Here is a 12,695-nt window from a genome sequence, read left to right on the forward strand (position 1 = left end):
CAAAATAGAGCGCGGCTGGCGTATCAGATTACAGCCTGTGAAGTTGCATTTATTGCGTCAAACTTTGCGCTGCACGCTCAATCACTGCCGCAACTTTATCCGGCTGTGAGGCAAAAATAGCATGGCTGCCTTTAATTTCTACAGTATCGCTGTGGGCACGCTTAGCCATGTATCGCTCCAGTTCAGGATTAATAGTACGGTCTTGAGTAGCCACAATCGCCCAGCTCGGTTTAGTTTGCCAGGCTGGCTTGCCAGCAGGTGTCCCGAAGGCCGCTGCCGCAGGCATCACCTGAGATCGTGCCATCATATCCGTCTCTTTTTTGGGTAAGTCAGCGGCAAAATCAGCCTGGAATCTTTCCGGCTTAAGGTAGAGATAGTGATCGGGCGTTTCAACAATGGATTTATTCGCTGAAGGGATCTTGCTGGCAAGGCTCAGTAAGCTCTCTCCCGCGTCTGGCTGGAAAGCGGCGATATAAACCAACCCGGCAACCGAGGGATCATTGCCCGCATCGCTGATAATCATACCGCCATAACTGTGCCCAACCAGCAGCGATCTCCCTTTCTGTTGAGCCAAAATGCGTCGTGTCGCGGCCACATCATCAGCCAAAGACGTTTGCGGCTCTTGTACAATCGAAACCTTATAGCCTGCTTTATCAAGCGCACTTGCGACAGGTCCCCAACCTGAGCCGTCAGCAAAGGCACCGTGCACCAAAACAATGTTTTTTACCGGTTCAGCCATTGCACTTTGTGCTGATACAGACATAGCCAGGCTCAGCGCCAGTGCGCTTAATGTTTTCTTCATCATGGTTTTATTTTCTCATCAGAGTATAAAAATGGCCGCGAATGACAGGCCGGTTTCCGATGCTGACATCGGCATCATCGCTTATGAATCAGAATGCTTGTTGGATTAAACGGCTAACCCACTTTTTGGTCTCTACGTCCGGGCTTCGAGGTACTGACAGGCCCACCGGCCTGCCACCACCAAAGTGATGCGAATTACTGCGTAAACTGTTTGATAAGCAGTTCTGCTGTCGCTTGTGAGGAGGTTGGATTCTGTCCAGTAATCAGCAGACCATCGCGGACAACATAAGAACTCCAGTCTTCACCCTTGGAATAAATGCCGCCTTTAGCAATAAGCTCATCTTCAACCAGGAACGGCACCACATTTGTCAGGCCTACCGCTTCTTCCTCGGTATTGGTAAATCCAGTGACTTTTTTACCTTCTACCAGCGGCTTGCCGGCTGACGTTTTCACATGGCGAAGTACGCCTGGTGCATGACATACGAACGCAACAGGTTTGTTTGCCGCCACGAATGACTCAATCAGCGCGACAGAGTCTTTATCTTCAGCAAGGTCCCATAATGGGCCGTGGCCACCAGGATAAAAAACGGTGTCGAAATCAGATTGCGAAACGCTGTCTAAACGGACGGTTGACGCGAGTTGGGCCATCGCTTCTGCGTCTGCTTCAAAGCGATGCGTTTGCTCAGTCTGGAAATCGGGTTCATTGCTTTTTGGATCTAAGGGCGGATTACCTCCTTTTGGGGAAGCCAGAGTGATTTCAGCACCGGCACTTTTGAATGCGTAGTAAGGAGCGGCCAGTTCTTCCAGCCAGAAACCGGTTTTACGACCAGTGTTGCCGAGTACGTCGTGCGAGGTCAGTACGATTAATACTTTCATGGTGTATCTCCTGATGGATTTTTGGGATTAATTTAATTTTTAAGGTCACTTTTAAAGTAGACCGGTCGTCTTGGAAGTTCTTTCAAAAAAACGCCGATAAGGCGTTTTCTTACGTTGCGTCTGCTCAGGCAGTCTGATTAAGCAGGCGCTGTGTTACCGTCATAGCCGATAATCAGCAAAGTAGTCGTCCAGCAGCGCTTCACCAAAAGCGTCTTTAGAACTGAAGTCGTTATAAAAAGAACCTTTGGGCACAGATGCAGCTGTCAGGATCTCATTCAGTCCAACCGCGGAAAACCCTTTTGCGGCCATGATGCGGTGTCCTGCATCAAGAATGCCCTGCCGCGTACCGCTATTATTCAGTGACAGCGTTTTGTTCATGGACTAACCTTAGCCTCAATTAGACCAGTCGTCTACTAATCTTTTCATTTATTTTTTAACGGTCTCTCTTGGTGGCCTCAAATCGGCAAAACCTCTCTTGGCTATGTCCGTCAATGGTGCGTGTTATGCACCAATAACGCGCTTTAAACCCCGAAAAAATTTCCTGTCACGGCTTCCGCGTAATGTCCAAGCTGGCATAACTCCTGCATCAGCTTTCCAGGCTTGTATACAAGATCGCATAACGATCGATGACTTAGGAGAATGAATCTTGCGCAGGAATGATAAAGAGAATATCGATGCTAAGCGTCGCCAGATGATGAAATATTCAATGCTGGCTTTGGGAGGTGTTGCGCTCAGCGGCATGTTGGGAAGCCAACCTGCAATGGCGGCGGATGATGAAATATTAATCGGGTACTGGCCTATTGTCGGCGGCTTGCCTTTATACACCGGTATTGAAAAAGGCTTTTTCAAGCAGGCTGGATTAAATGTCCGCGCTGTAAAATTTGCCAGTCCGCAGCAGGTCGTTGAAGCCATGATTACAGGACGCATCCATGGCTGCGCGAATGGAACCGCAACGGGAGCACTCGGCTTAGGCGCCATCACCAGCCCGGATCTGTTCAAAATTATCTGCTCAAATCCCTCCAATGAAAAAATGGTGTTAGATGAGTTTCTGGTGCCTGTCACTAGCACGGCTAAGTCGATTGCCGATTTAAAAGGGAAGCGCATAGCCAGTGGCCCCGGCATCCAAAATGTCACGATGGCGAAGATCATTCTGGAGAAAAATGGTTTTACCGATACCAAAATTATTGAGCTTCCTGTAGGTCAACATGCCCCTTCGTTAGCGGCGGGTCAGATCGACGGCGTCTATACGCTCGAACCCACCGGCACGGTTGCCCGCATGAAGGGAATCGGCAAGGTTCTTGAAACCGGCGTCATTTCTAAATATGTGTTGGGGGATGCCAGCGCACCGTGGTTTGGCGGCGCAGCGGCTTTGACCAGCAGCTTTATTAATGCCGATAAAGCGCGGGCAAAACAGGTTATTGACGCTTATGGCGAGGCGGTAACGTTTATTCAGCAACATCCTGACGAGGCTCGCCACTTTGTCGCCGGTTATACCGGCATTGAAGCCGCACTTGTGAAGGAAGTTCCGCTGCCCGGCTTTGTCATGTATGACCAACTTACCGGCGAAAACTTACAGTGGTTTCAGAAATTTTATGACGTCTTTACCGAGCGAAAAATTTTCAGCAAGCCGCTGCAAGTGGAATCATTGATTTATCGGGCTTAAGGAGAGGTAAGATGATTCAGACCTGGCGTCATAAGTTACTCCCGCTGGTTGGTCCGCTACTGTTATTCCTGTTGTGGCAGACGGCGGTCAGCGCTAAATGGCTCAACCCGGTTTTACTGCCTTCACCCGGTGATACGCTGCGCTATCTTTTTAGCGCACTGGCCGACGGCAGTATGAATCAAGATATTGGCGATACGTTATACCGCACGCTGATGGCGTTTGTAGTGGCTGCCGTTATTGGCGTGCCGTTAGGCGTGATGCTCGGTAGCAGCGAACGCCTCTATCGCAGCGTTGAGTTTCTGGTGGATTTTTTTCGATCCACGCCCTCTTCGGCTTTAATCCCCTTGTTTATGTTGATTTTTGGTATTACCGATACCAATAAAATTGCTATCGCAGCCTTTGCTGCGGTGCTGGTCATCCTGTTTAACAGCGCGTATGGCGTGATGAATGCTAAGAAGACGCGCATCATGGCGGCGCAGGTTATGGGTGTTTCACGCTGGCATGTGTTCAAAGACATTATGCTGATGGAAAGTCTGCCGCAGACTTTTGTCGGCTTGCGCACCGGCGTCTCAATGGCATTAGTGATTGTCATCGTTGCTGAGATGTTTATCGGCTCCGAAACGGGTCTCGGACATCGCATCATTGATGCTCAGCAGTTATTCAACATCCTGGATATGTACGCTTCGATCCTGATCACGGGTGCGTTTGGTTATCTACTGAATCTGGCTTTCCTGCTTATTGAGAAGCGTTGCGTACACTGGAGTGGCAAAGCATGAAAAATCCTCTTTATCCTCAGCCAAATACCCATGTCACGATTCGTGGACTGGACAAAAACTTCGCCGGACAACCTCTGTACCATAATCTCAACCTCGATTTTCCTAAAGGAAAGATTGTGTCAATTTTTGGCCCAAACGGCTGCGGAAAATCGACACTGATGAACATGATTGCCGGATTGATACCGGTAGATCGCGGACAGATTCTGTTCGACGGGAAAACACTGGCGGAAACAGCCATCGGTTACGTTTTTCAAAACTATCGTGATGCGCTATTTCCCTGGTTAACAGCCTGGAACAACATCGCTTATCCGTTGAAACGCAGTGGCATGAAAGTGGATGCGGTGAAAAAGCGGGTGGCAGAACTGTCAGAAATGTTTGATATCCGCTTCGATCTACAGCGCTATCCTTATGAGCTGTCGGGCGGACAACAACAAACGGTCTGCATCATGCGTGCATTGGCGACGAAACCTGAAGTGATGTTTTTAGATGAGCCTTTCTCAGCGCTGGATTTTGAAATGACCCTGTTTATCCGCGACAAACTGCAGCAGGTACAACTGGCTACTGGCGTTACCATGCTGATTGTCTCGCATGATTTGGAAGATGCGGTGTTTCTGGCAGATGAAATATTGCTATTAACCCGACGGCCTACGCGCGTAGCAGAGATCGTTCCGTTTGCATTGCCGCGTCCCCGCACAGCAGAGATGATGAGCCATCCCGAATTTATTCGGGTAAAAGCACATACGCTGGCGGTATTTAAACGCGAAATGGCGGCTGTCTCAGCGGGCAGTTAACGCATGAAACTCACCAGCGCACGCAACATACGCTCAGGCGATCGGTTGCTTACAGGTTATGTTGAAGGTATTTGGCGATCCCTCGCCAAAATACCTTTTTTTATAGCGGCTTATGCGCCGTTTCTTTGGCGCACCATAAAGCAACAAGCGTGATGGCTAACGCCAGAGAGACGTACAGCGAAACCCACAGCGTACTTCCCATTTCTTTGAATAACGTTGTAATGATCAGCGGCGCAAATCCACCGCCGATAATACCCGCCAGGGTGTAAGCCAGCGACGAGCCAGCATAGCGAACGTGAGTCGGGAACTGTTCGGTGACAAAGGCTGCCTGTGGGCCATACATGATTGCGTGGATGAGCAAACCCACAATAACGGCAATCACAATCAGCACCGGTTGCGAACTGTCGAGCAATTCAAAGAAGACGAATGACCAGATAATCGCCAGCAATGCACCGACTATATAAACGGGACGCCTGCCGAGCCGATCGGATAACGCACCAAACATCGGCACGGTGATAGCGTTACCTATGGCGCCGAGCATCGTGGCCATTAATGCCAGCGGACGTGGCAAGTTCAATACCGTTGTCACGTAAGTCAGGGTAAACACCACGACCAAGGCGTAGAGAACGTCGGAGCCGATACGTGATCCACCGGCAATCAGTAGCTGGCGCGGATAACTTTTGAAGACCTCTTTCAGCGGCGTGTGCGTGGTTTTTTCCGCAGCCTGCATGGCAACAAAGGTGGGTGTTTCCTCAACACCGCGACGCAGCCACAGTCCAAACATCACCAGCAGAAGACTCAACAAGAAAGGAATACGCCAGCCCCACGCCTGGAACTGATCAACGCTGAGCGCCAACGTCACCAACGTGATAAATCCGGTGCCGATTAACGTCCCGCAAGAAGGCCCAACTTGAGCAAAAGAAGCATTGCGTCCCCGTTTGTTAGCCTCACCATGTTCCATAGAGAGCAACACCGCGCCTGCCCATTCGCCACCCAAGGCGATTCCCTGAATAAAACGCAGCGCCACCAGCAGAACCGGGCTCCAGATGCCCCAACTCGCGTAGCCGGGTAACAATCCCATTAACGCGGTGGTCACGCCCATGATCACCAGCGTGGTAATCAAGACCGCTTTACGTCCTGCTACATCGCCAAGATGGCCAAAGATAAAACCGCCTACCGGACGCGAAACATAGCCGACCGCATAGGTGGAAAACGCCAAAATGGTGCCCACCAGCGGATCGAAGCTGGGAAAGAAAACATGGTTGAAAACCAGCGCCGCCATAATGTTATAGACCGTGAAGTCATACCACTCGAGCGCGGTTCCTATTGAACTGGCCGCCGCAAGGCGACCCGTTTTGGTTTTGGAGGAGGATCCGCGATCCGCCTGCGGAAGAGTCGAATCGATATTAGCCATTCGTTAGCTCCTGTTTTGTCAACTGCCAGCCCAATGAATAGAGTTGAATCTCGGCACTCAGCATCGCTGCGGCGGCGCGAGCAAGTTGCTCACAACAGGCGGGATCGCTGCTACTGATGATCAGCATTGGGCGCATGGCACGATTTTCATTAGTTTCACGCGGCAAAGGCGAGCTCAGCGCGGTATACGGCGTTAACAGGTACGAAGCGATATAACCCGGCGTTTGATGAATCTTTTCCTGCCAGGCGGGTAATACGCCGATATCCGCGGTTTCATTCAGCGTCAACACCGCCAGATGATTCCCGCTGCCTTTGCCCTGTTTATGGCTGACAGCACAAACGCGTCGCATTGGATTAACCATTTTCTGCAGATTTTTCACCGACCACTCTGTCTGGCGGGTAAAGGCTGCGTGGTAATCTGCACTGGTAAACGCCTCTAGCGAATCGGTTTCGTACAGGCCGAGGTATTTACGATCTGCATCCACAGCCTGATAGCGCGTTCCGCTTAAAAAACCGCTGATCGCCACTCGCTCTTCAACATGTTCCTGGTCATACCATTGGTTAAAATCGGCTTCATCTTCCGGTGCAATGTTCGTGGCGACAAACAGCATGCCGTGGGTTGATTTCATGTTCAGTTTCCCCTTATCAGAATGATTTCAATGGCTAAAGCCCAACTCAATAACTGCGCGTCTTTTCCCTGTGTGGATGCCAACATCAGGCCAACAGGTGCCGTATCGGCTTGATGGCAAGGTAAAGAAATGGCGCAGCCATCAAGCATGTTGATGATGCTGGGATTGCGCAGCATCAGCGCATTGATCTGCATATAAACAGCGGAGTTATCGAGTTCAGCGAGGGTTGGCGCAACACGTGGCACGGTTGGCATCAGCATGCCGTCGAAACCTGTGAGTTCAGCTTCAACTTTGTTCTTCCAGGCTGCACGCTGCTGATAAAGCGCTTCTGCATCTTGATCGGTGAGCAAACTGCCACGCTGTAAACGGGTTAATACCTGAGGATCGTAAGCCTCAGGGTTGGACTGCGCGCCTTGCTGGTGCCATTGCCAGGATTCATAAGCGGTGATGCCTCCACGGGCATTCATGCTTTCCAGCTCGGCTAGCGCTTCCAGTGGGAGTTCCACCAGCGTGGCGCCAGCAGTACGCAAGCGTTCCAGCGCATTCATCCAGGCGTGGCTGACATTTTCATCCAGGCCATCAAGCACGCGGGTCTGAGGAATGGCAAAGCGCGCCTGCGTTAAGTCACACTCGGATAACGTCAAGGGAGCATCAGCGATGACCGCGTCGAGTAACCAGCAGCTGCGCACGTCATGGGCTATCACGCCGATGCTGTCGAGCGAGGTGGATAACGGTAATGTGCCGGTTTGATCAATACGCCTGGCGCTGGGTTTAAAACCGGTCAGCCCACAAAGTGCAGCGGGAATACGCACCGACCCCCCGGTATCGGTTCCAACGGCGGCGAGACACATTCCATCACTCACGGCTACCGCTGCCCCCGAAGATGAGCCACCGGGAATCCGTTTTTCATCGCGGCGCCATGGGTTAGCTGGCGTGCCATAATGAGGATTAATGCCAAGGCCTGAATAAGCGAACTCGGTCATATTGGTTTTGCCGACTATTGCCGCACCCGCCTGAATCAGCCGGTTCACAATAGTGGCGTTCTGCTGAGCAGGTTGAGCCGACGCAAGGAGGTTTGATCCTGCGGTAGTCGCTTCATTCGCCACATCAAACAAGTCCTTGATGCTGACAGGTAAACCGTCAATGGCGCTCTTGGGCTTGCCGGCTAACCAACGCGCTCCCGCCTGCTGCGACGTCAATAAAGCCTGTTCAGCGTAAAGGCTAAGGAAAACACGTTTACCTTCTCCATTGATGTCGGAAGCAGCAGATAACGCTGCCTCGGTAAAGCTTTCCGGGTGTGCTTCTGCTGAATGAATCTGCTGGCTGGCTTGCCATAATGTCGTCATTTCACACCTCATCACGCAACAACTGGCAACAGGCCAGTCAGGTATTGATGTTCCAACGTGCGGCCTGTTACTGGATCGTGTAACGCCATGCGAAACTCACTGGAGGGACGAATACCGCCTATTGCACTTAGCGTGCCGCATGACATCGCAAACCCTTCTTTTACCGGTTGGCCTGCCAGGTAGCGCGCCACTAGATCCATCGGCGTTAATAACGACGCCAGCGAACCTTGCTGATAGCTCACCCATTCGCCCTGCTCTTTGATCCAGGAGCGCAGTATCAGCTCGTCCCAGTGATCTTCAAGTTCACTCATTCGCCAGGCTTGGCTGGCGACGGGTTTAATGCAGGCTTGTTTGGATAACGCCACACTGAAGGTTTCCAGATGACGATCGGTGTGATCGGAAATCAGTGATACCCAGAATTCACCGCGATGAAAGAAGATGAAAGGTTCCGCTTCACCTGACGTTTCTTCTCCCACCACTTCAAGCTGCTGATACTGGCTGAGCTGATTAGTCGCAACACGATAAAACAGCGGCACTGCACCTGGAGGGGGCACGCCAAGCGCTTCTAATTCCCTTATATGGTGCAATACGGCCTCTTTATCGCGCCCTACCCATCCCGCAATCACTAACTGCGTAATCTCAACAGTTAACTCAACGCCTTGTGCGTCGCCTGTTTTGAACGTTAAGTGCATGAAATGCTCCTCGTCTCAGAAATGCTTGTGAAATTTCACTGTAATGTTAACTAAGCCATTTTCATGCCAGGTTTTTGTGTAAGATGTCGGAGCAGCCAAAATAAGGAAGAATGTGATGAGTGATTCGATTGCAGAAAACCGTACCCGCCAGGCCAGACCTAAACATGTTTCGCTAAATGAACAAGCCTATCAGGCGTTCAAGCATGAACTTATTACGCTGCGCTACAAGCCGGGCGAGTATCTTAATACTGCTGAGGTAATGGAAGATTTGGCGATGGGGAGAACGCCGATCAATCAAGCTATTCACCGCCTGGCGACGGAAGGCTTATTACAGATTATTCCACGCAAGGGCGTGATGGTTTCACCGCTCTCTATTGATGATGCATTGGAGTTGATCGAGGTGCGACTGGTGAATGAAGCGCTTTGCATGCGTTTAGCCAGTCATAAAGTCAATCCATTACATATCGCCGCTTTGCGTGCGCTTAATGGTCATATTGCTTCAGCCAGCCAGGCGAAGAATAAAGAGCAGATGATGCTCTTGGATTGTCAGTTTCATCTTTTATTGGCGACCATCGCTGACAACAGCCGTCTCTCCGACATTCTCAGCGTCATTCACGCCCAGGCGCAGCGCTTTTGGGCCACCACGTTATCCAGCGCGGCGCATATGCAGGAAGTCATTGATGAACACGAAAATATCATTCGTGCACTGGAAGCGGGTGACGCCGAGGGTGCAGAGGAAGCGTCACGGATTCATATTTTGTCTTTCAAACAAGCATTGCTTGTCAGTTGATTTTCTTAACGCTTACGCATATCCGGAAGGATTAAATGTCCTCGCAGTACAGCAGATCCCAACATATCGTGCGTTTTGGTCGTCAGCCAGTTAACGATGCGTGATGCCATCGCATCCATTGAATATTCAATGGCGGGAATACCCGGCAGATTTACCGAGCCGGCCAAACTGAACACCATGATGTCGGCAGGCACGGATTTATTGAACGCCTGCAACTGTGAAATCACGTTCTGCGCTTCTTGTTCGTTGGCCACCAGCAGCGCGTTGAAATTCAGGGTACTGGCATTGTTCAGCAGCATTTGAATGGCTACGGAGGAGGAGACCGGATCCATAATGACCAGATTGCGATTAAACGGCAGGAAATTCTTTTCCAGCGCCAGCTTGTAGCCCAATAATACCTGCTCGGCAGAGCCGCCCGCTTCAGGATGGATCAGCGCAATTTGGCGCTTACCTTGGTTGATCAGATAATTACAGGCCGTTTCCGCCGCAAAAGCGTGATCAAACTGAATGCTGTTTGGCCCTTCTGACTCAACACAATCCACCAGAACCACGTTTTCATCATCAATATTCAGCGGAAAGCGTGCGCCTATAATCAGCACGTCATCGCACAGCCCGCAACTGAGTTCATCCAACGCATTCATGATTTCTGTTTTGCTATTGGCGAAGCGCAACAAAAGATGTTTTTGATGCTGGCTTAACTGCTTTTCCAGCGCGTAAAGATAGGCGGTTGTCTGGTTGATATTTTCCTGCGCGCAAATAACGCCGATGCAGTGAGTGGTCTGACTGAACAGGGATTGTGCAATCACGTTGGGACGATATTTCAATTCATCGGCAGCTTTCAACACGGCAAGACGACTGGCTTCTTTCACGCCGCGTGAACCACTCAACACCCGTGAGACTGTGGCTTTTGACACCCCAGCCAAACGCGATACATCGTTGATAGTAGACATCTTTCTCCCCTGAAACCTGCGTATACCTTAAAATATGAATGCAAACGTTAGCGCATTTATTCACCGCAGAAAGTATAGCCATTTCCATTTATCATGGAAACCGATTTTCCATTTGGATACTTCTTCTATCCAATACAGCAGAAAATTTGTGACGTAAATCGTATAAAGAAACCCCTTAAAACTCAGATATTGATAAGTATCACAGTTCTCACTTCAATCTATGGAAACCGGTTTCCATATGATATCCAATCATCGCCACACTAACGCGTAAAACGTTGAGGATGGGATGGTGATGTACAAAATAATGTTGTGTTGCTCGGCAGGCATGTCCACCAGCATGCTGGTGCGAAAAATGACAGAAGTGGCTGCAGAAAGAGGCTTAGCAGTTGAAATTAATGCCTTTGGCATCGCGGAATTTGATGAACAATTCCCGCGTTATCAGGTTGTGCTACTCGGGCCGCAAGTGAAATACATGCTGAAAACCCTGTCAGAAAAAGCGGCCACCCAAGGCATTCCCGTTCAGCCTATCGACATGATGGACTACGGTATGCAACGCGGTGACAAGGTCCTTGATTATGCTCTGTCGCTCATTGAAGCGGCTAACTAAATAGGTGCGCTTATGAGTTCGTTATATCAATCTATGATTGCGGTCATTGAGCAATCAATCACACCGTTAGCGGGTCGTCTTGGGCAACAGAAGTATGTCATTGCGATCCGCGATGGCTTTACTGCTGCGCTGCCGTTTATGATTATCGGCTCCTTCATGCTGGTTTTTATCTTCCCACCTTTCTCCGAAACCACCACCAACGGCTTTGCCCGTGCCTGGCTCGATTTTTCCACCACCTATCGCGAACAGTTGATGCTGCCGTTTAATTTAAGCATGGGCGTGATGACGTTTTTTATCTCGGTTGGGATCGGCGCGAGTCTGGGTCGGCAATTTTCGCTCGATCCGGTGATGTCGGGCTTACTGGCATTTATGGCATTCTTGCTGGTGGCCGCGCCCTATTCTGACGGCACGATTTCCACACAATATCTTTCCGGGCAAGGGATTTTTACCGCGCTGATCACCTCCATTTACTCGACACGCATCTACGCCTGGCTCAAGCAAAACAACATCACCATTCGTTTACCCAAAGAGGTGCCGACCGGTGTTGCCCGTTCGTTTGAGATCCTGATCCCTGTCGTGGTGATTATTGGTACGCTGCATCCGCTTAACTTATTCATTGAAGCAAAAACCGGCATGATTATTCCGCAGGCCATCATGCACCTGCTGGAGCCGCTGGTTTCTGCCTCAGATTCCCTGCCCGCTATTCTGCTCTCTGTGCTGCTGTGTCAGATATTCTGGTTCGCCGGTATTCACGGTGCGTTGATCGTCACTGGCATCATGAATCCCTTCTGGATGGCTAATTTATCCGCTAACCAGGCGGCTTTGGCCGCGGGAAGCGTACTGCCGCACATCTATTTGCAAGGCTTCTGGGATCACTTTCTGCTGATTGGCGGTGTGGGATCCACTCTGCCACTGGCTTTCCTGTTACTGCGCAGCCGCGCCACTCATCTCCGAACTATCGGCAAAATGGGCATCGTGCCAAGCTTCTTCAACATCAATGAACCGATCCTGTTCGGCGCGCCGATCATCATGAATCCGATGCTGTTTATCCCGTTCGTCTGTGTCCCGATGATCAACGCCGTGCTGGCCTACACCGCGACCAAGCTGGGCTGGCTGGCGCAAGTCGTTTCGCTCACGCCATGGACAACGCCAGCACCAATAGGCGCTTCGTGGGCGGCAAACTGGGCGATCAGCCCGGTAGTGATGTGCCTGATTTGCATGGTGATGTCAGCCCTGATGTACCTGCCTTTCCTGCGTGCTTACGAACGTTCACTGATGAAAACCGAAGAGCAGAAAGCGCAAAACAGTGGCCCGATTGCTGAAACCGTCGGCACGAATTGATGAGTCTGGAGAAGATCGTT

The 12,695-nt window shown here is 50.7% G+C and carries 13 protein-coding genes and 1 pseudogene; 6 read left to right on the forward strand and 8 right to left on the reverse strand.

All coding sequences use genetic code 11. The annotated features are described in order from the left end of the window. Positions 1-49 precede the first annotated feature (49 nt). The 3 genes and pseudogenes from MUG06_RS17845 to MUG06_RS17855 all read right to left on the reverse strand — a co-directional run. Positions 50-805 carry an alpha/beta hydrolase gene (locus MUG06_RS17845; protein ID WP_215844769.1) on the reverse strand — a complete coding sequence of 252 codons (756 nt, stop codon included), beginning with the start codon at positions 803-805 and terminating at the stop codon, positions 50-52. Between the two features lie 191 nt (positions 806-996). Next, positions 997-1,677: a type 1 glutamine amidotransferase domain-containing protein gene (locus MUG06_RS17850; RefSeq protein ID WP_243079495.1), complete on the reverse strand. Its 681-nt coding sequence runs from the start codon at positions 1,675-1,677 to the stop codon at positions 997-999. 168 nt (positions 1,678-1,845) lie between these two features. Then, positions 1,846-2,055, reverse strand: a pseudogene (locus tag MUG06_RS17855) (TetR/AcrR family transcriptional regulator); the annotation flags it as partial. 268 nt (positions 2,056-2,323) lie between these two features. Between MUG06_RS17855 and MUG06_RS17860 the strand changes: the two are divergent. The 3 genes from MUG06_RS17860 to MUG06_RS17870 are packed head-to-tail and all read left to right on the forward strand — an operon-like array spanning position 2,324 to position 4,907. After that, entirely contained in the window at positions 2,324-3,340 is a 1,017-nt protein-coding gene (locus MUG06_RS17860; RefSeq protein WP_243079496.1) for an ABC transporter substrate-binding protein, read from the forward strand. A gap of 11 nt (positions 3,341-3,351) precedes the next feature. After that, positions 3,352-4,116 (forward strand): ABC transporter permease, encoded by a 765-nt coding sequence (locus MUG06_RS17865; protein ID WP_243079497.1) that lies wholly within the window; start codon positions 3,352-3,354, stop codon positions 4,114-4,116. Next, positions 4,113-4,907 (forward strand): ABC transporter ATP-binding protein, encoded by a 795-nt coding sequence (locus tag MUG06_RS17870; RefSeq protein WP_243079498.1) that lies wholly within the window; start codon positions 4,113-4,115, stop codon positions 4,905-4,907. Before MUG06_RS17865 ends, MUG06_RS17870 begins: the two co-directional genes overlap by 4 nt. A 100-nt stretch (positions 4,908-5,007) precedes the next feature. Here MUG06_RS17870 and MUG06_RS17875 read toward each other — a convergent pair whose 3' ends face one another. Genes MUG06_RS17875 through MUG06_RS17890 form a run of 4 tightly spaced genes read right to left on the reverse strand, consistent with a single transcriptional unit; the run spans position 5,008 to position 8,987 of the window. Continuing rightward, complete coding sequence (locus MUG06_RS17875) at positions 5,008-6,321, reverse strand: MFS transporter (RefSeq protein WP_243079499.1); 1,314 nt, start codon at positions 6,319-6,321, stop codon at positions 5,008-5,010. Next, entirely contained in the window at positions 6,314-6,949 is a 636-nt protein-coding gene (locus tag MUG06_RS17880) for a DUF4286 family protein (protein WP_243079500.1), read from the reverse strand. Before MUG06_RS17880 ends, MUG06_RS17875 begins: the two co-directional genes overlap by 8 nt. Before the next feature lie 2 nt (positions 6,950-6,951). Continuing rightward, positions 6,952-8,295, reverse strand: coding sequence for an amidase (locus MUG06_RS17885; protein WP_243079501.1), 1,344 nt, complete (start codon positions 8,293-8,295; stop codon positions 6,952-6,954). Between the two features lie 11 nt (positions 8,296-8,306). Beyond that, positions 8,307-8,987, reverse strand: coding sequence for a DUF2848 domain-containing protein (locus MUG06_RS17890; RefSeq protein WP_243079502.1), 681 nt, complete (start codon positions 8,985-8,987; stop codon positions 8,307-8,309). Positions 8,988-9,102: 115 nt separating this feature from the next. Here MUG06_RS17890 and MUG06_RS17895 point away from each other — a divergent pair, with 115 nt between their 5' ends. Continuing rightward, positions 9,103-9,777 (forward strand): GntR family transcriptional regulator, encoded by a 675-nt coding sequence (locus MUG06_RS17895; protein ID WP_243079503.1) that lies wholly within the window; start codon positions 9,103-9,105, stop codon positions 9,775-9,777. 5 nt (positions 9,778-9,782) lie between these two features. Here the strand turns inward: MUG06_RS17895 and MUG06_RS17900 are convergent, their stop codons facing one another. Continuing rightward, complete coding sequence (locus tag MUG06_RS17900; RefSeq protein WP_243079504.1) at positions 9,783-10,727, reverse strand: LacI family DNA-binding transcriptional regulator; 945 nt, start codon at positions 10,725-10,727, stop codon at positions 9,783-9,785. A gap of 292 nt (positions 10,728-11,019) precedes the next feature. Between MUG06_RS17900 and MUG06_RS17905 the strand changes: the two genes are divergently transcribed. Together MUG06_RS17905 and MUG06_RS17910 are read left to right on the forward strand one after the other, a co-directional pair. Beyond that, positions 11,020-11,334: a PTS sugar transporter subunit IIB gene (locus MUG06_RS17905; protein ID WP_243079505.1), complete on the forward strand. Its 315-nt coding sequence runs from the start codon at positions 11,020-11,022 to the stop codon at positions 11,332-11,334. Between the two features lie 12 nt (positions 11,335-11,346). Beyond that, complete coding sequence (locus MUG06_RS17910; protein WP_215844765.1) at positions 11,347-12,675, forward strand: PTS sugar transporter subunit IIC; 1,329 nt, start codon at positions 11,347-11,349, stop codon at positions 12,673-12,675. Positions 12,676-12,695 lie beyond the last annotated feature (20 nt).

It is taken from the genome of Pantoea sp. MQR6, from assembly GCF_022761075.1.
In the GTDB taxonomy this organism is placed as follows: Bacteria; Pseudomonadota; Gammaproteobacteria; order Enterobacterales; family Enterobacteriaceae; genus Pantoea; species Pantoea phytostimulans.

Coding starts and splice junctions, on each gene's coding strand:
- MUG06_RS17845 (WP_215844769.1), bottom strand. CDS start 805: ATGATGAAGAAAACATTAAGCGCACTGGCGCTGAGCCTGGCTATGTCT.
- MUG06_RS17850 (WP_243079495.1), bottom strand. CDS start 1,677: ATGAAAGTATTAATCGTACTGACCTCGCACGACGTACTCGGCAACACT.
- MUG06_RS17865 (WP_243079497.1), top strand. CDS start 3,352: ATGATTCAGACCTGGCGTCATAAGTTACTCCCGCTGGTTGGTCCGCTA.
- MUG06_RS17870 (WP_243079498.1), top strand. CDS start 4,113: ATGAAAAATCCTCTTTATCCTCAGCCAAATACCCATGTCACGATTCGT.
- MUG06_RS17875 (WP_243079499.1), bottom strand. CDS start 6,321: ATGGCTAATATCGATTCGACTCTTCCGCAGGCGGATCGCGGATCCTCC.
- MUG06_RS17880 (WP_243079500.1), bottom strand. CDS start 6,949: ATGAAATCAACCCACGGCATGCTGTTTGTCGCCACGAACATTGCACCG.
- MUG06_RS17885 (WP_243079501.1), bottom strand. CDS start 8,295: ATGACGACATTATGGCAAGCCAGCCAGCAGATTCATTCAGCAGAAGCA.
- MUG06_RS17890 (WP_243079502.1), bottom strand. CDS start 8,987: ATGCACTTAACGTTCAAAACAGGCGACGCACAAGGCGTTGAGTTAACT.
- MUG06_RS17895 (WP_243079503.1), top strand. CDS start 9,103: ATGAGTGATTCGATTGCAGAAAACCGTACCCGCCAGGCCAGACCTAAA.
- MUG06_RS17900 (WP_243079504.1), bottom strand. CDS start 10,727: ATGTCTACTATCAACGATGTATCGCGTTTGGCTGGGGTGTCAAAAGCC.
- MUG06_RS17905 (WP_243079505.1), top strand. CDS start 11,020: ATGTACAAAATAATGTTGTGTTGCTCGGCAGGCATGTCCACCAGCATG.
- MUG06_RS17910 (WP_215844765.1), top strand. CDS start 11,347: ATGAGTTCGTTATATCAATCTATGATTGCGGTCATTGAGCAATCAATC.